We start from the raw sequence: 20,548 nt of genomic DNA, 5'->3' as shown, positions 1-20,548 counted from the left end.
CAATGGCTTTTATGGCTTCAGCTTTAAATTCTGCGGTGTAAGTCTTCTGTTTCTTGCTCATGGTAAACTCCTAATGAGTATGTATAGTTTACCAAGTTAAACCCTCCTGTTTTTTAAGCACACATCAGTGTGTAGGCTTGGCTGAGATTTGAATATGCGGGTGCTAAATCCTTAAGATATATTTTTCCACCACGTACAGTTTCAGTTGAGAGTATTTGTTCTGAAATAAGATCGATTTCTAATTCCAGTAACTTCTTATACTCACCTTTTGATTTGTATTCTCGACCCAAGAATGAAATCCTAGAACTCTTGTTGTTATAAATACCGAAAAGTTCATCATCAAAGAAATATTTATAAGAGTCTAAATTAAAAATGACTGGTAGATTGAGGCTTGAGACCGAAAGAATACCTTGAATTTCAAATCTTAATGCATGCTCTCCTGCATTCAGTACGAAATTAACCTGCTCTTCTGTATTTAATAAACGCTCATAAACCACAGTCCCAAACTGATAGGCATCAACCTTTTCACCAGACTGAGATAAGGTATAAGTGGCCTCATTCGTAGTATTAAAAATAAATTCTGATTGATCAGTTTCTAAAATAATAAATTCTTTATTAGGAACCAATAAGAACTTATCCTGAAATGAATGTATAGGAAAAATATTCTGTGGAACCAATAGAACTCTAAATTTAAAGCATTCTTTAGGTTTTGATCTCTTAATCTCGAAATTAAGATATTTCGGTATTCCTTTAAACTCAGTCTCTAAACTTAAGGTTGTTTTTTTAGCGGAACGATTATTCACCTTATAATTCAATAACTTTCTAAATTTAGGTGAGATTTTTATTTCTTCTTCAGATAATTGCCCTTTAATAAAAGTAAGATCCAGATCAATGAGTGTCTGAGTTGGACATACTTCTATTATTAAATGATGATCACGACTAGAAGAACCACCTTTTTGAGAAGCTTCACCTTTCGTACGATGATAATATTTGCTGGCTGAAGTATTTAGATCAGAAAACTCTATAAGATCTACAGCATTTTTCTGTCTCTCTTGCTGACATTCACCAAAGTCTAGCGTTGTTCTCCATGAATCTAAATCCTTATCTGAAAAAAACTTATCAATAAATTTTTCGCTAAAATCTAAATCAATTAACTTTTCAACGTACTCAGTTGGAAATTGTTCAACAATATACTCAATGTCTTCTTTGAGACGCTTATTTTCATCTAATCTTTTTTCAATTTGTGCAATGCTTGCATGATGCCAATCTTGTAATGCCGCATCATTCAAATAACCTAGTTCATTAAATTCTATTTTACCATCCTGAACTGCATTAAATAATTCCCTGAAACCAAACATGGTTGCGCCATCAGCGCAAATGAGCTCAAACTGATGACTCAACAGTTGCTTTGAAATCTCATGATCTTTAAAAGAACTTTCATTAATAAAACTCAATAAAGCATCATAAATAGCTTTAGGACTCCAAATATTATCCGTTAGTGTCAAATCTTTAGAGGAATTATTTAAAGTATCTAAAGATGAGTTATGAATGATCAACAAAATGGAATCTTTAAACTCGCCAATCTGGCTTGATACCTGATCTCGTAAATATGAAATATAGTTTTCTGAATATCCTAAGTCTGCATCTGAATGCAAGACTGGGATAATCTTATGTTCATTCAAGATGAAATATTTGATCTGCTCATCATGTAAAGAAAAATAAAATTCTGACTTACGGATAAAAGCTTGGAAAAGTTTTAAACTATTTTCATCATCAGGTGATTTAAAGTGCAGTTTCTCACCAATCGTTAAGTTGTTTTGCGCCCAATCAAAAAATAACTCAACTAAAAAATCTTCATATTGTTTTTTTGACATAGATCGCATCCCCACTATCACTCATTTTTTCTACATTACCTAAACGTTCGTAAAAACCAACCAAAGCTTTTCTACTTTCTTTATCAAAGAAGATCCCTCTTAGCTCAAATTCTTTGATCACTTCATATAAACGCAATTTATCTCTTTCACCAATAACGAGATTTGTTAATAACAATAAATATTCTTGAGTAAGTACAAAGACTGTACCTGCACTGCCTCGTGTCTGAATAAATGGTTTTAAAATAATATTTTTAATTGTTCTTACAATATTTGAATTACGGCTCGCTCTTGTTTCACCTTTCGCAAATTGCGCTTTATAAGCTTGATGCAAAGCTTCACAAGCAGAATGAACAGTGTTGAATTTATTTCTATTTATTTTCAAGTTTCTATTTTCTATAAAAGCATCAAAATAGGATTCTAAATTTGGTAAATCATCCTCTTCTAACAATGTAACTATTTTCCATAAGGGATATTTATGACCTTTGCTACTTTCTAAACTCTCGCAAAGTGCTAAGGTTGGAAAAATAGAATCTAAATTTTTCTCTACCAACTTATATCCGCTTCTTTGTAGTGAAGCTCTTTCTCGACTAGCTTTTTCAGTATCTAATATAAAATAACAGTCCTTTATATCTGGCTCACTCGCCTCTTTCCAGCCATTAATGATAATCGATAATTGTGCTGTATATAAAAAGGTATACAATTCCAAAAATAATTGTATATTTTCTAAAAAGTATTTCGAATGATTAGTAAGAAAAATTAAATCTTTGGAAAAAATTGAGGAAAGCTTCGGTAGATAAGTAATCAAACCATCGTAATTTGGATACTGGCTTTGAAAGACACTTTCAAATTTTTCATAAATTTTTTGCTCTATGAAGTTTAAATTCGTAACATCATTAGTATAGATGAATTCATTTTTTAAAAGTGTCTTTAAAAGAGCGACTATTCTTTTTTCAGCTGATAGCCCTTGAGACTCATCAGTCAATGAAAATATCCGTAACTTTGGCGAAATTTTAGCAATATTATTTTCTCTAAAATAAATATTATTAATCATCTCCCAAGCTTTCTCATCTAAAAAATCTGCTTTAAACTGCTGTTCTAGATCTTTATAAAATTGATCAAGATTCTCTCTCAATTTGTTTATTTTTTTTTCAGCAGTTAACCCATAAAGTTCGCTTAAAAATAAATTTGTTACTAAATCCCAGTCAAAATCATTACTATTCTCATTGGTACTAATAGGATAGAAACTTGCCATACTGTTACTAGATGGCTTTAAATCTGCTTTTAAATACATTCTCAGTACCCTACTTCTATACAGTCTTCTTCACGAATAAATTTAACTTCAGAAGAAGTTGACTTGAAACTAATTTCGTTTGATTGATTTGCAAAAAGTAGTAATCGATTTACAAGTTCATTCAATACAACGACGACACTTCTATCATTTTTATTTGGTCGATAACCTGCTCTCAATTTACTGAATAATTCATAGAGATTAATATCAAGACTAAATTTCAAATTAGGATCATTTTTATCTTCTGAAAATCCTTTGATCATAATATTTGCATCAAAAAATCCTCTATTTTTTTGAAATTGACTCTTTTGAATCTCAGAAAAATTGGGAGCTAACTTTAGATTAGAAATAACTTTGTAATCCCCATATTCAACCAACAAAAATTGATCATCTTCCAAATAGGGTGCTTTTTTATTAATATATCCCCTAATTGCACTAATTAATTCTTTAGTATAGAAATTACGAAGCACTGGTCGAGATCGAACTGCATCATAATAAAGATGATGTCTATATATCTCCAAATAATCTATAAGCAAACTCTCTTTAAAATCATCAAAAAATTTTTTATGATAATTATTACCTAGATCTAGTAATTTTAATATATAGAACAATCTAATATAAGCATTAGAACACCCTAAATCATTAATCATTAGATCATTTTTTAAATCTTTCTTAAATTCTTCAAAATCATTAGAAAGACTATTCAACTCATATGCTATAAGAAAGCGATCAATCACTTTAGTTCTTAATTTTGCAGGATCAAATTCAATTATCTTTTCTAAAATTTCGTTTTCATTGCAGGAAAATAGATTATTGAAAAGATAATTTTTCTTAGTTATTAACTCATAAATTAGATCTAAAAATGTTCTTGCCGTGATGAACTGATTTCTAAACAATCTAACTTTTAAAAATAACTCAATAAGGACTTCCTGAATTTTTTCATTACATAGCAACTTATAATTTACAAATTTAAAATAATCAGCACTATTTATTCCTAGCGTTTCATCTTGCACATACAGCTGGTAAAGCATAGAGCTTGGAGATGTTATCTTCTTTAAAATTCTAGAAATAAATTCACTTTTATATCCATTTTCAGTAATTTCAAATTTTGGATAATCTTCAAAATTTACAAATTTGAAATCCTCAGTATTTTCATTTTTTTCTAAATATTTTTTTAATATATCTTTTATTTTTTGTTGTTCTGCATCTTCTGCATAATTTCCTAACATTCCAATATTGATCCCAATGACCAATGAATGGGCACCATTTAGAAAGTCTTCAAAAACTCTATTTAGGGTATCAGTCGCAGTGTCATGAGGCTCAAAACTATGTGTTGCATCTAAGTGAAACTTTAGATATGGTTTTTCATACTTTTGCTTCGCTCTTAGCATCAGCTCAGACTTTCCATCTCCGCTACTTCCACATAAAAATATAACGCATTTAGACGTAGAATCAATTTGCTCTAGTAACGAAAAAAAGTCCTTTTCAATAGGCATTTCAACATAAAGATCAGATTTGATTTTAGATAATTCTAAATCTCGATCGCTTTCTGTAGAAACAGCAAAGGATGATGATTTAGATAAAATACTTAAGGCCTCAACGAATTGCACCTAGATACCCCTCTCAGAATATAATTTTATAACATGTGAAGTTTTGCCAAAGAAAACTCATAGTCTTCTGTTTTTCCAACATTTCTTGAGGCATAGGCTATCTAACGCCAAAAAAATTTCTTACCTATTATCATAAATTTAACTTTTTATTCCAACTCTATAAAAACAAAAACTCTTTTTATTTTAATAATTAAAATAAAAAAGGGCTAAATGCAGTAATCAATAGAAATTGAAGTGGTCATATCTGTTTACATGGTTTATTTCTATTTAGACAAATCAACAAATATAACTATCTTTAAGCCAATTTTTTCGACACTATATTTAGCCGCTCTTCATGACGATCAGGCCGTTTATCTACTGTAATCCACTGTTTTAATACCCTAACCCCATTCAACTGGTCTAACAATTCCTGAGCCTGCTCTTCATTTAAGTCAGTAAACGCCCTACCGCCTTTTTCTCGATCTGTTGTGCCGTATTTAAAAGACATATAGCAGATACCGCCACAGCGTAATGCAGAATGAATGCGCTTTAAAACATCAGGAAGTCGGTTACGATCACAATGTAATAAAGATGCACATGCCCATACCCCATCGTAAATATCCTGCACTTCAATCTCATAAAAACTTTGCTGCTGAACAGCGATACCAGTCAGTTGGGTCGCTCGTTCGACCAATGCCGTAGAATAATCGATGGCATCAATCTGATAGCCTTTATTTTTAAAAGCCAAAGTGTCGCGTCCTGAGCCACAGCCCAAATCCAAGATTCGTGCAGATTCTGGTAACTCAGCTAAAAATGGCTGATACAGTGTTTCCATATCTACGTTTAAGGTTGCTTGTGCAAACTCATCCGCATATTGGTTGTAATAATCTATTGTTTTCATAATTGAGGCTTAGGCTAAACACTGACCCCAGTCTACTAAAAAACAAAAAGATAAGGGAGCATTTGCTCCCTTATCTTTTTAGTCAAATAAATCTGCTCTTACTTCTTCCAAAGTACGATCTGACTTGAAACGATTACATATAGGATGAATAATTGCTCCATTTTCTAGAATGCCATAGCCACCTGCTGCTTTCGATTCTCGATGATCTACTTCAGTCGATTTAACGTATAGAGCACTATCACATACTTCGCAATAGCTCCATGTTTTCTTTTCCTCACGTTGATACAGATTTCTTTTGGTAGCGAGTGAAAAATTTAGAGGTTTTTTCTTCTTTGATGGTCTTACTGATTTCACAAAGCTCACAACATTATCAACAATGCTTTCATCATAATCGCCACCAAAACGTTCAAGGTAAAAATCGTTAAAATTAATATAATCAAATGATTGACTCATCGAAAGAATGACGGTGTTCAAACAAACTTCATCTTCAAAATCTAAATCCATATTTAGTCCAATACAGATAAAGGCTTGATACACGTTCTTCAATCGCTCATGTGATCTGATTCCGCTACCAAACTTACCGACAGTTTCTTTGATCGCCACAGGAATTTTATCAATTAAACTTTCAACACTACGGCGTGCTCGGGTAAAACCAATAAAATCTAACTTCTTATTCTGTATTTCAAAACTGCCTTCTTCAATTTCAAAGACGATAGAGAACCAGGCCAAAAAGGATGTAACTTGAAATCGATTATCTTTATAAAAATATAGTTTCGGGTGTAAACCTAAACTTGGAATTCCAATGCTAATTTCTGGTGTAGCGATACGACACAGCACAACTCTGAGCTTTAGTATTAAATTTTCTACACGCTGACCTTGGTCTATACTGATAGTATTCTGACAAGCATCACCAAACATCATATTTAGGAGTTCATTGACTAGGCCTATTTTTTTACCGTGTGCTAAATCTGGCTCTAAAAGTATCATCTTAAAAAGATGATCGTGAATTTGCTCACCTAAAGCGATTACTTCATTTATCCGCTCGTAATTCAGTTCAGCTAAGTTGGATTTATTATCGTTTATGTAACAACACACATAAATCACATAAAAAGCATCACTCCCCCTATTCTGTAAATGATATTCTTCATCTGGATCTAATCGTTTCGTATCTGAATTGATTGAACAAAAGGCTTTCCGAGCCTCCTCAGGTGTCCCAATTACTTCAATAAAATTAATTTTGGTTGATTTTAATTTTTGCTGAAACTCAGAATCACTACATAACTCTTGAAAATCAGCTAATCCACCTAATCGATGACGAATCTGACGAATATCTCGTTTTTGTGACGGCGTGAATTTCGGAGCTCCAACTACCTGCTCATCAATAAAGTATCTTTTGATCCAAGCATAAATGATTGAAATCCTATGCCCACCATCGATGATATAAATATTGCCAGCAGCATCTTTCCAATAGCGAATGCATAAATTGACATTACGATCATTCAAACAATCTAGAATAAACTCCTCAATTTCATCAGGGCTCCAACATTCTGTGGAACGTTGATTATCTGCCTTATATAATTTATCTAGAATTTCATGTTGAGCGAAATCATAAAGTGATAACTCAAAGTTGTTGTGTTGATTTGAGTGCGACATTTCGTCAAGCAGCATTATTTTTCTTTGAATAATATTGGTTAAAAGCTTAGTACGGGCCATTTTATTTTCTCTAGGCAATACTTCTCTAGATCTCGTGAGATTACGAAATTTATAAAAGTAAAATTAATTAGATATGACTAAAATTTATTTCGAAAATTTTATTCTTTCAGAACAAAAGAAATGGCTTGGAGAAAATAAGGGATATTATAGAAAGTGTTCATGTTTAGTTCCTGTAGTAATTACAAACAATCTTCCATCTTTTCCACGAGATGGAGGCAAGCCAAACAGGGGTGGAAATACCGTACTACAGAAGACGGCCAGTCATAGACTGCCCTGCTTGGCCTACCATTACGATAGGCTAAACATAGTTAACGCAAAAAACCGCCAAAGCGGTTTACTGCTTCTGTAGTAAATTCAGGTTTCCACGCCTGGTCACAGATTTTGCTGTAACATCTTTATCTTATGTGCATAAATTCAATTGGTCAAATTTTATGATTAATATTTAACCAGTTAATTAAAAAAATAATTACCTATATTTTTAGAAGCTTAGGATTACAGATTTGTATCTTATAATTTCTACAATGATATAAACTGATTGGAATAAAACTCTATATATTTGAGCAGCGTGATTTAATAAAGGAAGTAGATTGAAACTGCAAATCTTATCAGACACCCACAATTCTCAATATGCTTTACTAGATGAAGCTGATGTGATTATTCACGCTGGGGATTTTTCGAATCGCCTAAGTGGTGCTATTGAGTTTGCAGAAACATGTAAAAACCTGAATAAGAACTTTATTTTTGTTTTAGGTAATCATGATTATTACTGCTCAAACTACAATTTAGTCGTAGACTTTTTAAGAGAAAATTATCCTCAAAATGCTCTGCTTGATGACAACCATATCAAGATACAGGATAAAATATTTGTTGGCGGTACATTGTTTACGAACTTTCGTTCCAACTCAGCTCGTACAACCACTAACGAACTGCAAAAATTTAAAGAAGATGCTGAACAATCTATTTATGATTTTGATCAAATCATGATAAGTAGCGATAATCGAACTATAACAGCTGATGACTACATTGCACTATTTCAACGATATCATCAAAATATTATGCAATTTAAGGGGCTAGACAATGTAATCGTCATTACCCATTTCCCTCCTCATTTAGCCTGCCTTGATCCGTATTGGGGTAAACATCCTGTTGCATCAGCCCTTAATCCTTATTTTATAAATGACTTGGATGTTAAAGGCTTTAAACTTTGGATTTCAGGGCATACGCATACATCAGTTGATACTGTAGTCGACGGATGTAGATTAGTGATCAATCCTTTAGGGTATCCACAAGAGCAAGGAAAAAATGGGTTTAGAGAAAATTTGATCATCGAAGTTTAAATTGTCATACTCGTATTAAACAAATTCAACCCAACTCTAATGTCAAACTTCCTGTAGGAATGATAATTAAACTTCCACAGTATCTAAAACCAGGAAAAACTCATGTCAATTCATTTAGATTCAGAAGATGATAGAAGGAATAAACTTGCAGATCAAATACTTAAAGATCTACTCGAGATCAATAAACTTCAAGGTAATTCGATTAAAAAAATGAAAGCAGACCAAAATGGTGTTTTTTACGTGGAACAAGAAATATCAACTGAGGACTTCCTCAAGATACTCTGAGCTTCTCTCATTAAAATAATATCATAAGCTTTAAGGTATTAAAAACTTAACCAAATTGTATCACCTGTAGTTGCATACATAGTCTCAGCAGTTTGTTTTAACATGTCACATTCATCAATTTCTATTGCTAAATCATCACACTGAGTATGATCACTGTCATTGATAGAAATTTCGTGCGATTGAACAACTGCACCATGTTGAATGAGTTTAATTCTATCTTGCCTTAAAAGTTGCTCACCTCTGTAACTAGCACGCATTTGATTTAGAGCTTGAAGACGCCTTTCATTTGTAGTCATTATTATTTTTCTCGACATCAATTGTCTCCTTGATTTTTATCTGAAACTAAGATTAATAAATTAAAATTGGGTAATGATCTAACTATCCAGCAATCTCGCCTTAAAATCACGGCGATCAAATAAAATTTGATCAATACATTTAAAATCAGTCCAACCCTACTTTTATCAACTTATTTAATAAATTAAATAAATTCAATTTACTAGAAAAAAACCAGCTTATCTTCAATATTGATGTTTTAGGCAAGCTTCAGCTTTTGAGTGTTTTTACAACAAAGTAGAACACTAATCAAATACTCTAAATAACATTTCACATAAAATTCACTATCAGATACATACTCTTTAATTGGAAGTAAAACGCTGAAATTTATAACTGCAAAAAATTCGGCCGATGCTTTTAAGCTAGATTAAGTAAATTGTATCAAATATATATTTATATAGGTGTATTCTTCCGTGGCTATAGAATTTGTTTCCAAATCAAAGTTACCTACTGCATTTGGCGATTTTGAAATTATAGCATTTCAAGATCAAAGTACTGGTGAAGAACATATCGCTCTTGCTAAAGGGATGAATGCCGCTCCCAATCAACCTGTACTGGTCAGAATACATTCAGAATGCTTAACAGGTGATGCTTTTGGATCACTCAAATGTGATTGTGGTCCACAATTACACTCAACTATGAAGATGATTCATGATGCAGGTCAAGGTGTTATTTTATACCTGCGCCAAGAAGGCCGTGGCATAGGACTAACCAATAAAATTCGGGCCTACGCACTTCAAGACCAAGGACATGATACCCTTGATGCCAATTTATTATTAAACCTGCCAGCAGATGCTCGCAAGTATGATATGTGTACAATAATGCTTGATTATTTACAAATAAAAGACGTCAAGTTAATTACGAATAATCCATTTAAAATTAAATCTTTATCTGATTTAGAAATTAATGTTGTTGAACGTATTCCTTTAAAAGTTGGTTTAAATAGCTTTAATAAAAATTATCTCGAAACAAAGCAAAAACGAATGTCACATCTATATGATAATAGTGATTTTTAAAAAGTGATCACTTTCAGAAAAAATCAACATACAAAGTTCCATCTCCCTTAGGGAGACGGTTTTATCACATATGGTTCTTGTAAAATTAACTTAAAAAACTGTGATTAAAGAAACAGGATATTATTTATTTTCTTTAAGTATTTGCGAAAAAACTCTGACCTTTTCTAAAGTCGCATTCATCCCCTTATTAAAAAAAGTATCGACGAGCGCTGAACCGATAACAATCAGATCTACTTTATTGGCTAAGGCTTTAACATGACTTTCATTTTTGATCCCAAAACCAATTGCAACAGGAATCTTAAAAATAGGCTGGATTTCAGCAATCTTTTTCTCAAGATTAGACAGATTGAAGTCTCCTCCTGTTAAGCCATTTTCTGCAACATGATATAAAAAACCTGTCGCGCGCACTGAAATTTGTTTTAACCTTTCAACTGGGGTAGTCGGGGCAGTCATTGCAATTAAATGCATATTTTTTTCGTTTAATTGCACTTCAAAGTTTTCTCGATACCCATATGGAGTATCTAAAATCAATATTCCGTCTATAAAATTTTCCATTTCGGCGACAAGTTTGTCGAAACCATATTGCATAATCGGATTTAAATAAGTCATTAAAATTATTGGTGTTTTTTCATCATGTAGCCTGATTGCTTTTACCAACTCAATGGTTTGTTTTACCGTTTGACCTGCACTTAATGCCCTAAGATGTGCTGCCTGAATGATCTCACCATCTGCCACTGGATCTGAAAAAGGAATGCCAACTTCAATAATGTCAGCCCCAGCTTGACCTAATTGGCTCAACAGACGACAACTTTCTGCAAAATTAGGATCTCCAGCAGTAAAATAACAGACCAGACCGCTTCGATTTTCCAGTTTTAATTGCTCTAATTTTTGATCTAGACGGTTCATGCTGTAGCTCCTGTAAGATATTTTTTGACTGTATTTAAGTCTTTGTCACCTCTACCACTTAAATTGACAATAATGATCTGTTCTGGCTGCATTTCTTGAGCAAGTTGAATCGCATACGCAATCGCATGAGAACTCTCAAGTGCAGGGATAATACCCTCCTGTTGGCTTAAAAGCTGAAATGCATTTACAGCTTCTTGATCAGTTACAGCCGTATATGTCACACGTCCTGTTTCAAACAGGATGCCATGCTCAGGACCGACACCAGGATAGTCTAAACCAGCTGATATAGAATGCCCTTCTAAAATCTGCCCATCTAAATCTTGTAATAAATAGGTTAAATTGCCATGCAGCACACCGACTTGACCTTTGCAAATAGAGGCGGCATGTTCACCAGTATGTGTTCCTTTTCCACCCGCCTCAACGCCAAACATTTTGACATTCAGGTCTTCTAGAAAGGGATGCATCAACCCTAATGCATTTGATCCACCACCAACACAAGCAACTAAGGCATCAGGCAATTTATTTTCTTTGAGGAGTATTTGGTTTCTGGCTTCTAAACCAATAATTTTTTGAAATTCTCTGACCATTACGGGATATGGATGAGGGCCTGCACCAGTACCCAACAGATAATAGGTTGTATCAACATGACTAATCCAGTCACGTAATGCTTCGTTCATCGCATCTTTTAAAGTCCCACGACCTTTTTGAACACTTCTGACTTCAGCACCGAGTAATTTCATGCGTTCAACATTCATTTGTTGGCGCTGAATATCTGTTTCTCCCATAAAAATGGTACATTTCATCTTAAACAGTGCGCAAACCGTTGCTGTTGCAACACCATGTTGTCCAGCACCAGTTTCTGCAATGATTCTGGTTTTCCCCATAAATTTGGCTAATAAGATTTGCCCAACACAATTATTGATCTTATGTGCACCCGTATGGTTCAAATCTTCCCGCTTGAGATATATTCGAGCACCTCCTGTATAAGCTGTTAGGTTTTTTGCATAAAAAAGAGGACTAGGACGACCAACGAAGTCCGTTAAAATATGTTGATATTCAGCCCAAAATTCAGGTTTATGCCGAACAGTATTAAAGGCTTGCTCTAATTCTTGAAGTGCTGGCATTAAGCTCTCTGGCATGTAGCATCCGCCAAATTTACCAAAAAATCCCAAGTCATCAGGACCATTACCTGTATAAGGGGTTGTCATCTCATATCTCTTTTACTATCAAAACTTGTTTGATCTTAAAATATTTTCATTTTTCTGATAATTGATATATTTTGAGTTTATGGTGTTAGAAAATTTTACAACATGAAACGTAGAACATTACCTCCCCTTAATGCTTTAAAAGCATTTGAAGCAGTTGCCAGAAATAAAAGCTTTAGCTTAGCTGCGGAAGAATTGTGTGTCACCCATAGTGCGATTAGCCACCAAATAAAGCAGTTAGAAGAATGGTTAGATAAAAAATTGTTTATTCGGCATTCCTCTACCATTTCTCAGACAACGGATGCAGAAGAATTATCTCGAGTTTGTACGCATCTTTTTAATCGTTTAGAAGAATGTATCTTTGAGTTAACAAATAAAACGTCAGAAGTAGAAGTGGTAATAGGCGCTTCTCATAGTTTTATGGCAAATTGGCTGATTCCCCGATTAGAAAAACTCGAAGTCATTTACCCCAATATCCATATCAAATTAATGACATGTAATGACTTAAAATTGTTAGAAAAAGAGAAAGTTGACATATTTATCAATAGCATCAGTGAAAATCATATACTTCCCAACTTTTTGAATAAATATCTTTTATTTCCCGATAACATGGGGCCTGTTTGTAATCGTGAAATAAATCCTCTTCATACAAAAAATGATCTTTTAAATTATCCATTACTTCATACCCACTCAAATAAAAGTGCATGGCATACATGGTTTGATCAGTCCAAGATTCACTTTTCCCCAAAAGCGAATGATCGTTATTTTGATAGTCTCAATTTAATGATAGAGGCGGCTGTTTCAGGCTTAGGAATTGCGATAGCACCTCAAATTTTAGTAGAAAAAGAAATACTAAATGGAAGAGTCTTTGCCCCTTTTGGTTTTATCTATTGTGACTATAATTTTTATGCCATAGTCAGAAAAAATAATGAGAATCCTGATGTCATGAATATCATTCATTGGCTAATGACTGAAAAAAAAAGAGAAAGTGAAATCTAATCCTTAATCATCAAAATTCTATTCAATGTACTGTCTTTAGTATCTATCTTCACATTCTGTTCACTTTAGCCTCTCTAAATTGGGGGGATAAACTGTGAAGATGGACAGTCAATATGAATCAAGTCAAAACGTTAATGGCAATTGCCTTATCCTTACCAGTGCTTTTCCTGTCAGGATGTAAAAGTGTTCCTCGTTATTCCTCTGATTATGCAAATGCCAGAGCGAGTATTCAGGGAATACCCTTAGATGATACAAAAGCACTAGAAATCGGTACCCGCTTCACTTCGGCATTTAATACCTTGGGCACACCTAAATTCGTTGAAAATGCTGGAGCACTGTATGCAGATCAGCTTTTTATTAACGATACTCTGTCGCAATTTTCATCGCGTAAAAAACTGCTTGAACATTTTCAAGGTATGAACCAGCGGGTAAGTAATGTAACTGTCAGTCTATTAAATACTTCATATCATCAAGACTCTGCCTATGTGCATTGGCATATGGTTTATGATTTTAAAATGTTCGGCAAGACACGAACAATGGATTCATTTGGAATCAGTGAAATAAAGGTCAACCCAAACCATCAGATTATTTTCCAGCAAGATTTCTGGGACCCGGCGAATGGTCTGTACCGTTCCCTACCTTATGTCGGAGGGGCCTATTCATGGCTACTGCCTTTCAAAAAATAGCCATCAGTACCACGTTACTGATGGGATGTAGCTTCAGTTCATGGGCGCAAGCGCAAAGCTTGAATCAATGTGGCAATGGCCCGCTGATGGTGGGCCAAAAACAGGTCGGTATGGCCAGTTATTTTGCCCAAAACTGTAGCCAATCCTGGAAAGAGCAGACGATCCAGATGGACTTTTCCTATACACATAATATTCCTGAATGGGCATTTAAGCGTGCAGCTACACATCTGCTCAAGCGTAATGTCAAAGACCCCAACATCCAGGCCATTTTCAATCCGATCAGTGATTTGTATCGTCCGGTCAGATCAGGTGATCTGTACCGCTTGAAATACAGCCATGCCACGCAAACCCTGAGTTTATCCCTCAACCGGAAAAATTTAGGGCAGCTGCAGCATCCGCTGGCCCAGCAATATTTTAATATCTGGCTGGGTTCGCAGCCATTTAGTGCTAAATTAAAACAGCAATTATTGAATTAGTCTCTGCCGCTATGTCCAAACATTTTATCCTCATGGTTGAAGACCATTATGAACTGGCCTCTACCTTATGCGAGTTTCTGGAAGAGCATGATTTTGTGGTGGATCATGCCCGCAATCTGAATGCTGCGCGCCAGCTACTGAAACAGCAACGCTATCATATCTTGCTGTTGGATATTAACTTGCCAGACGGTTCCGGTTATGAACTGTGTGAATGGCTGCGTCATGAAGAAGGTCTGGACCTGCCAGTGCTGATGCTGACCGCTCGGGATACCTTGGACGACAAACTCAAAGGCTTCAATTCCGGCACGGATGATTATCTGGTTAAGCCGTTTGACTTTAACGAGCTAGTGGTGCGGGTCAAAGCTCTGATCAAGCGTTCGCTGGGTGAAGTGTCCAGTAGCCGTCTGCAAATTCACGACCTGATTTTGGACCCGGCAAGACAGCAGCTGACCCGGGCTGGGCAGAGCATTGAACTGCCTCCGATTCAGTTTAAATTGTTAAAATTGTTGATGCGTCATTCGCCTAAAGTCCTGACCAAACAGGAAATCATGATGGAACTCTGGGGTGATGAAGAGCCGGAAAGTGATGCCCTGCGTAGTCACATCTACAATCTGCGTAAAATGGTCGACAAGCCTTTTGAGCAAAAACTGATTCATACCATATCTGGTGTCGGTTTAAAGATTGCTTTAGAAACCTAATCTTTTTAGGCAGACAGAGATCTAGTTTAAATACACTACCACGATTAAGCCGGTCGTCATCTCCAGATCAACATCCTGATGGGTGCTGAGATAATACTGCCGGTCAAACAGCTCGACCCGCCAGCCCAGCTGCTTGCACAACTTCTGTACCAGTTGCAGGCCAATCCCGTGCCCTTTGATTTCCAGTTGCAGCTGCTGTCCAGATAGCTCCTGGACTTTGGCATTATTTGGCAAAGGAATACCGACTCCATTGTCAGCAATCAGTACTTTATTTTTTTGCAGAATCACATCAATTTCTGTGCCTTGTGAATAGTTCAGCGCATTACGCAGAATATTGCCAAACACCATTTTGGTCATTGACGGATACAGTTTACGTAGCTGTTCATCGAGGTCTTTTTGCAGATCAATCTGCATGCCTTTGGTGTGGCTGACACTTTCCAGATCCTGCACCAGATTTTCCAAACATTCTGAAAGCATGGTCGGTTCCGCGGTTAAAGTATTGGTGGTATTGCGGGCGATAGCCAGCAGAGTGTCGACCAGCAGCTGCATGTCTTCAATGGTGTTATGCAGGCGGGTAAACGATTTGTTGTCACCATAACGGGCCTGACATAACTGCACATTGCCTTTTAAAATGGTCAGTGGAGTGCGCAGTTCATGGCTGACATCCCCAGTAAACTCGCGTTCACGCTGAATAAACTCGCTGAGCACCTGATGGTATTTTTCTAATGCCTGCTTCAGGTATTCCGCTTCCAGATTGGAGTCGGTACGGATGTCCTGAAACGGTGAAACCTGATTTTTCTGGTGTTCCCAGTCAATATGCTCCAGCGCATTCGCCAAACGGGTAATCGGGGAAAAATAGCGCCGGGCGCGGCGATTCCACCACCACAGCACGCTATACAGTACAAATAGGCTGACCATCAGCGGTGCCAGACCAAACAGCCAGACCAGCTTGTTGACGTTGCTTTCGCCAAACACCAGCAGCACATGCTGCCCATGTTTTTCGCCATACACAGTCATGCGTTCCTTGCCATCGACAAAATGCCGGTTCACGCCTTGCTCAAGCTGCATGTGCTGAAATTGGACCGGCGGCACATCGTTCCAGCGGTAACCATACAGGTTTTTGGTATCCGGCAGTTCAGCCGCCGGATTGCGTTCCAGCCGCTGCCAGTAATGCGACATTTCCTGTTCCAGCGCTGTTCTGAGCAAGGAACCCTTGATTACCCAGGCACTGCAGCCAATGCCAATCACTACGGACAGGGCAATGAATCCGATTTGCAGCCAGTAGTAGCGGTTAAACACCTCACCTAGAGGATGATCGCGCTTGTCCTTAAACAGCTTTAACATTGATGCATTCCCCACTGTCCCATCCGATTCGCCGTTCAATTATACGACTTTCTTTTTAAACAGAAAGTGGCCGATCACCCACTCGCGTCCATGGTCATAACCAAAAAGTTCGGCACAGGCCATAAAGAAAATCCGCCAGCGTTGCCACCAGATGGCAGCATCTGCGCCATAGGTCTGTTCAAATAGGGGCTGTAACTCAGTCTGCTTTTGGTCCATATTCTCCAGCCAGGCATTTGCGGTGCGTTCATATTGGGTGCCAGCCCATTGCCAGTGCTGTTCCAGCTGCAAATGCTGCTGAAAATGTAGGAAGGTTGAAGCTGCCGGCATCAGACCGCCACTAAAGAAATATTTCGACATCCAGTCAAATTCATTTTTGACTTCAAACGGATAATGCAGGAAACGGTGACAGAAAATATGGCACCACAACAGGCCATCCGCTTTCAACCAGCTGCTGATATTTTCAAACAGTTTCTGGTAGTTGCGGACATGCTCAAACATTTCCACCGAAACCACACGGTCGAAAGTAGCTGGTTCCAATTGCAGTACATTGACATCGCAGGTGATCACCGTCAGGTTTTCCAGTTTTTTCAGGCGGGCCTGTTCCTGGATATAGTGGCGCTGGGTTGAGGAATTCGACACCACGGTAATGCGGGCTTTGGGATAATGCTCGGCCATATACAGACTGAAAGAGCCCCAGCCACAGCCTATTTCCAGAATATCCTGTCCATCCTGCAACTGTGCACGCTGGCAATAGCTGGCCAGTGCCGCTTCTTCAGCCTGATCCAGTGTGGTATCAGCCTGTTCAAACAGGCTGGCGCTGTATTTCAGACGCTTGCCCAACACTGCCTGGAAAAATGCGGTCGGTAGTTCATAGTGCTGTTCATTGGCTTTGTCAGTCTCGATGGCAATCTCGCTGTTTTTCAGCATATGCAGCACATACATATAGCGCTGGGCTGCGAGTGCCGGGTCGAAGCGTCCTTCCTGTGCCAGGCGTTTTTTGCTTAAAGTACGAATACCGGCCCGAATCAACGGGTCAGGCACTTTGCCGCTTTCGATCAGTTTTAAAGATTGTTGAATCATAAAGTCCATGTATTTACCTACGCTTTGGGTGGCCACGGAATAAACATTGAAGTTCGTCGTTGATAGTCTTTATAGTTGTCGCCGCGATGTGCCAGCGCCTGTTGTTCACTAAAGGGAATCCCGGTGATGTAGTACAGAAATAACCACATCAGCAGCGGGTACAGCCATAATCCATATACACCTGCTGCCAGGCCAAGGATTGGATAGGCAAACCAGTGCAGCCATTCAAAAAAATAATTCGGATGACGTGAATATTTCCATAATCCTTGGTCTAGGGTTTTGCCCTGGTTTTGTGGATTTAGTTTGAAACGGTAGAGTTGCTGGTCAGCGGTGCTCTCACCAATCAGCGCCAGCAGCATGATCATACCTGCCATGAATACCGTAGCCTGTGTCCAGTTATTCCACTGCTGGGCCGGAATATTGAGCAACTCCAGCATCGGATAGGAAAACAGCACCACCAGACCGGCCTGAAACATAAAAAAGGCCAGAAAACCGAGATGCTGATAATCGCCCATGGCCCGGCGCATATTGGCATAACGGGTATCTTCTGCAGTTTCATTTGCATAACGGCGCAGTAGATGCCAGGTCAGGCGTAAAAACCAGATGCCGCTAAACACGCCCAGAAATACCCGAACTAGCAGCGGTGCAGTTTCCATGACCCAGGCCGCGATAATGACGTTAAGTGCAATACTAAAGCTCCAGGCCACATCGACCAGTCCGGCACGCTGGTTATAGGTCACCAGCAGCCAGCTACAGAACATGATAAAGACATTCAGAACCAGTAAATTCAGCAGCATGTCAGCCCTCCTGTTTTATCTCAGCTTAATAAGCACTCGCTTCGAACAGCAGATGCACATCACTGATTACGCCTTCGCGGAAGCCACCTTCGCAATAACACAAATAAAAATCCCACATGCGGATAAAGCGCTCATCAAAGCCAAGCGCCCGTACCTGATCACGCTGCCCCAGAAAACGCTGACGCCAGCAGTTTAAGGTTTGGGCATAGCTCAGACCGATATCTTCCAGATGCTTGAGACGCAGTTTTTGTTCGGACGCGGCCTGGGTCATGACGCTGATACACGGAATAAAACTGCCCGGGAAAATATAGCGCTTGATGTAGTCCACGGTATTCAGGGCTTTGGCATAGCGTGCATCTTCAATGGTGATGGCCTGAATCAGGGCCAGACCGTTCGGTTTCAGCAGCTCACGGCATTTGCGGAAATAGGTCGGCAAATACTGTTCACCTACGGCCTCGATCATTTCAATCGACACCAGCTTGTCGTATTTGCCTTCCAGTAGTCGGTAATCTTTCAACTGGACAGTGACGCGATGTGATAGTCCGGCTGCAGCGACCCGGGCCACTGCTTCATCATACTGTGCCTTGGAAATGGTGATAGTGGTGACTTTACAGCCATACTGCTGCGCGGCATAAATGGCAAAACCGCCCCAGCCACTGCCAATTTCGACTAAATGATCCATCGGTTTCAGCTTGAGTTTCTGGCAGATCAGCTCTTTTTTATAATCCGAAGCCTGTTCCAGACTCATACCCGGCTCTTTAAACACCGCACTGGAATACATCATGCTGCTATCGAGGAACAGCTTGAAAAATTCATTACTCAGGTCATAATGCTCGGCAATATTTTTGCGGCTGCCATCAATCGAATTCTTGCGCGATTTGTACCAGGCCTTTAGCAGCAACTGGCTGGCCTTGGCCACTGTATTCTGATTCATCCGGTCCAGTACATCGCGGTTACGTGCCAAAATGCGGATCACATCCACCAGATCTTCACTGCTCCAGTAACCGCGGATAAAACCTTCTGCCGCACCGAGCACACCATTACGGAACAACAGTTCCATCAGACGGGTATCATGCACCTGAATCACGGCCTGCAGATCGCTGTTTTCGCCGACTGCCCCATTCCAGATGCCTTTAAAAATCAGCTGACCATGCCGTAATTTCAGCAAATGCCGTAATACCACCGGCAGTGTGCTTTGTTCTCCCATGAATAGTGTTTTCATCGCAATGTGTTTCCTTTTTCTTTTTTAGGATGCCGGTAAAACGGAATTTTCTTTTTCCATAAACGCCAGGCATTTAGATAAATTCCGCTGACCATCCTGAAGGGTTCAAGAACTTTCAACACAGCATAACGGTGCTGCTGTGAAGGAACTGTGATGGCTTCCAGTGAAAATTGCATGGTGGCATCAAATTGCAATATCCCCTGCTGAAACAACTGCATATGAATCACATTGTTTTGATCGGAGAAGCTGAAGCGCCAGCGGTAATCCAGTGCCATCGGCATGAATGGCGACACATGAAAGGCCTTCTTGAAGTCAAACTGGTGACTCTGGTACGGCGCATATTCAGTTGCATTGTGCCGGCAGTCGTGGATATAGACCTGACGTTCATTCCAAGGGGTATTGGTAATTTCACTCAGTACAAAGATCAGTTGGTCGGTGGCATCAAAGACCAGATAAAACACCACAGAATTAAAGCGAAAGCCGAGGGTGCGTGGCAAAGCCAGTACACGGATGGAAGCCGCATGTGGTAACAGATAGTTTTCCCGCTTGATCAGCAGACGTGCGACCTTCTGCCGAATCGAGCCACATTCCATGGTCAGAAAATCCCGCTCTTCCAGGGTCAAGAAATTCCAGCGACTGGAAGACCATAGCCATGATTTTTGGGTAAAGCTTGAGAGTTGATCCGGATCAAACCATAGATAGGTCAGCTGGGTCTCAAAAGCATGTGCTTTGGGCAAGAAACGGCGATGCCGGATTTCGGCAGAGGCAATCGCCAGTGGATACATCTGCATCATGTTCT

General features: G+C 38.3%; 19 protein-coding genes. 6 read left to right on the top strand and 13 right to left on the bottom strand.

Features of this window, described 5'->3' with window-relative positions:
• Positions 1-113 precede the first annotated feature (113 nt).
• The 5 genes from FTU64_RS07505 to FTU64_RS07485 all read right to left on the bottom strand — a co-directional run bounded on the left by FTU64_RS07505 (position 114) and on the right by FTU64_RS07485 (position 7,365).
• Positions 114-1,874 carry a hypothetical protein gene (locus FTU64_RS07505; RefSeq protein WP_180059494.1) on the bottom strand — a complete coding sequence of 587 codons (1,761 nt, stop codon included), beginning with the start codon at positions 1,872-1,874 and terminating at the stop codon, positions 114-116.
• Entirely contained in the window at positions 1,855-3,165 is a 1,311-nt protein-coding gene (dptG, locus tag FTU64_RS07500; protein ID WP_180052908.1) for a DNA phosphorothioation-dependent restriction protein DptG, read from the bottom strand. Before dptG ends, FTU64_RS07505 begins: the two co-directional genes overlap by 20 nt.
• A gap of 2 nt (positions 3,166-3,167) precedes the next feature.
• Complete coding sequence (dptF, locus tag FTU64_RS07495) at positions 3,168-4,772, bottom strand: DNA phosphorothioation-dependent restriction protein DptF (RefSeq protein ID WP_180052907.1); 1,605 nt, start codon at positions 4,770-4,772, stop codon at positions 3,168-3,170.
• Positions 4,773-5,067: 295 nt separating this feature from the next.
• A complete protein-coding gene (locus FTU64_RS07490; RefSeq protein WP_180052906.1) occupies positions 5,068-5,652 on the bottom strand; it encodes a bifunctional 2-polyprenyl-6-hydroxyphenol methylase/3-demethylubiquinol 3-O-methyltransferase UbiG in 585 nt (194 codons plus the stop codon).
• 78 nt (positions 5,653-5,730) lie between these two features.
• Positions 5,731-7,365 carry an HNH endonuclease gene (locus tag FTU64_RS07485; RefSeq protein ID WP_180052905.1) on the bottom strand — a complete coding sequence of 545 codons (1,635 nt, stop codon included), beginning with the start codon at positions 7,363-7,365 and terminating at the stop codon, positions 5,731-5,733.
• Between the two features lie 587 nt (positions 7,366-7,952).
• Here FTU64_RS07485 and FTU64_RS07480 point away from each other — a divergent pair.
• Positions 7,953-8,702, top strand: a complete 750-nt coding sequence (locus FTU64_RS07480) for a metallophosphoesterase (protein WP_180052904.1) — start codon at positions 7,953-7,955, stop codon at positions 8,700-8,702.
• Positions 8,703-9,025: 323 nt separating this feature from the next.
• On the opposite strand, the gene FTU64_RS07475 is transcribed toward FTU64_RS07480, so the two are convergent.
• Positions 9,026-9,301: a hypothetical protein gene (locus FTU64_RS07475; RefSeq protein ID WP_180052902.1), complete on the bottom strand. Its 276-nt coding sequence runs from the start codon at positions 9,299-9,301 to the stop codon at positions 9,026-9,028.
• 432 nt (positions 9,302-9,733) lie between these two features.
• Between FTU64_RS07475 and ribA the strand changes: the two genes are divergently transcribed.
• Positions 9,734-10,336: a GTP cyclohydrolase II gene (ribA, locus tag FTU64_RS07470; protein ID WP_180052901.1), complete on the top strand. Its 603-nt coding sequence runs from the start codon at positions 9,734-9,736 to the stop codon at positions 10,334-10,336.
• Positions 10,337-10,456: 120 nt separating this feature from the next.
• Here the strand turns inward: ribA and trpA are convergent, their stop codons facing one another.
• Positions 10,457-11,242: a tryptophan synthase subunit alpha gene (gene trpA / locus FTU64_RS07465; RefSeq protein ID WP_180052900.1), complete on the bottom strand. Its 786-nt coding sequence runs from the start codon at positions 11,240-11,242 to the stop codon at positions 10,457-10,459.
• Complete coding sequence (gene trpB, locus FTU64_RS07460) at positions 11,239-12,450, bottom strand: tryptophan synthase subunit beta (protein WP_180052899.1); 1,212 nt, start codon at positions 12,448-12,450, stop codon at positions 11,239-11,241. Before trpB ends, trpA begins: the two co-directional genes overlap by 4 nt.
• A 102-nt stretch (positions 12,451-12,552) precedes the next feature.
• Between trpB and FTU64_RS07455 the strand changes: the two genes are divergently transcribed.
• The 4 genes from FTU64_RS07455 (at position 12,553) to FTU64_RS07440 (ending at position 15,306) form a co-directional block, all read left to right on the top strand.
• On the top strand, positions 12,553-13,446 hold the full coding sequence (locus tag FTU64_RS07455) for a LysR substrate-binding domain-containing protein (protein ID WP_180052898.1): 894 nt from the start codon (positions 12,553-12,555) through the stop codon (positions 13,444-13,446).
• Between the two features lie 113 nt (positions 13,447-13,559).
• On the top strand, positions 13,560-14,132 hold the full coding sequence (locus tag FTU64_RS07450; protein WP_180052897.1) for a nuclear transport factor 2 family protein: 573 nt from the start codon (positions 13,560-13,562) through the stop codon (positions 14,130-14,132).
• Entirely contained in the window at positions 14,108-14,608 is a 501-nt protein-coding gene (locus FTU64_RS07445; RefSeq protein ID WP_180052896.1) for a chalcone isomerase family protein, read from the top strand. The genes FTU64_RS07450 and FTU64_RS07445 overlap by 25 nt, the downstream gene beginning before the upstream one ends.
• Before the next feature lie 11 nt (positions 14,609-14,619).
• Positions 14,620-15,306: a response regulator transcription factor gene (locus FTU64_RS07440; protein WP_086209427.1), complete on the top strand. Its 687-nt coding sequence runs from the start codon at positions 14,620-14,622 to the stop codon at positions 15,304-15,306.
• Positions 15,307-15,327: 21 nt separating this feature from the next.
• Here the strand turns inward: FTU64_RS07440 and FTU64_RS07435 are convergent, their stop codons facing one another.
• Genes FTU64_RS07435 through FTU64_RS07415 form a run of 5 tightly spaced genes read right to left on the bottom strand, consistent with a single transcriptional unit; the run spans position 15,328 to position 20,540 of the window.
• Positions 15,328-16,650 carry a HAMP domain-containing sensor histidine kinase gene (locus tag FTU64_RS07435; RefSeq protein WP_180052895.1) on the bottom strand — a complete coding sequence of 441 codons (1,323 nt, stop codon included), beginning with the start codon at positions 16,648-16,650 and terminating at the stop codon, positions 15,328-15,330.
• A gap of 39 nt (positions 16,651-16,689) precedes the next feature.
• Positions 16,690-17,739 (bottom strand): cyclopropane-fatty-acyl-phospholipid synthase family protein, encoded by a 1,050-nt coding sequence (locus FTU64_RS07430; RefSeq protein WP_180052894.1) that lies wholly within the window; start codon positions 17,737-17,739, stop codon positions 16,690-16,692.
• A gap of 8 nt (positions 17,740-17,747) precedes the next feature.
• Positions 17,748-18,527, bottom strand: coding sequence for a DUF1295 domain-containing protein (locus FTU64_RS07425; protein ID WP_180052893.1), 780 nt, complete (start codon positions 18,525-18,527; stop codon positions 17,748-17,750).
• Between the two features lie 25 nt (positions 18,528-18,552).
• On the bottom strand, positions 18,553-19,749 hold the full coding sequence (locus tag FTU64_RS07420; RefSeq protein ID WP_180052892.1) for a cyclopropane-fatty-acyl-phospholipid synthase family protein: 1,197 nt from the start codon (positions 19,747-19,749) through the stop codon (positions 18,553-18,555).
• Positions 19,746-20,540 (bottom strand): DUF1365 domain-containing protein, encoded by a 795-nt coding sequence (locus FTU64_RS07415; protein ID WP_180052891.1) that lies wholly within the window; start codon positions 20,538-20,540, stop codon positions 19,746-19,748. The genes FTU64_RS07420 and FTU64_RS07415 overlap by 4 nt, the downstream gene beginning before the upstream one ends.
• Positions 20,541-20,548: the final 8 nt, after the last annotated feature.

The organism is Acinetobacter sp. YH12128, from assembly GCF_013418655.1.
Classification (GTDB): Bacteria; Pseudomonadota; Gammaproteobacteria; order Pseudomonadales; family Moraxellaceae; genus Acinetobacter; species Acinetobacter amyesii.
This window is presented reverse-complemented; position numbering and strand designations above follow the sequence as displayed.